The 494-nt window shown below is 61.9% G+C and carries 1 protein-coding gene; it reads right to left on the reverse strand.

Annotation, left to right across the window (positions count from 1 at the left end):
- A partial coding sequence (locus tag BG61_RS38905) for a phosphoketolase family protein (RefSeq protein WP_035943853.1) occupies positions 1 to 494 on the reverse strand: 494 nt, incomplete at both ends.

Below are 494 nucleotides of genomic sequence, written 5' to 3' on the forward strand. Positions count from 1 at the left end.
GCCGCCAGCGCTTCCTGAGTCGCGACATCGCCACACGACGCCATGACGACGTCCGGTTCCTCGCCCTCGTCGTTGCTCGCGCGCCGCCACACGCCCACACCCTTCGCGCAGTGCACGATGGCTTCGTCCATGGTAGTGAACTGCAGGTGCTTCTGCTTGTCCGCCACGATGATGTTGATGCAGTCGGTCGAGCGCAAGCATTCGTCGGCCACCACGAGCAGGGTATTCGCGTCGGGCGGAAGGTAGACACGCGTGACGGACGGGCTCTTGTTGGTGACGAGGTCGATGAAGCCCGGGTCCTGATGCGAGAAGCCGTTGTGATCCTGCCGCCACACGGTCGACGACAACAGGATGTTCTGCGACGACACTGACGCGCGCCACGGCACATGGTTCTTGCAGATGTCCAGCCATTTCGCATGCTGGTTGAACATCGAATCCACGACGTGTGCGAATGCCTCGTAGGTGTGGAAAAAGCCATGCCGCCCCGAAAGCAG

This window comes from Caballeronia glathei (assembly GCF_000698595.1).
Taxonomy (GTDB): Bacteria; Pseudomonadota; Gammaproteobacteria; order Burkholderiales; family Burkholderiaceae; genus Caballeronia; species Caballeronia glathei.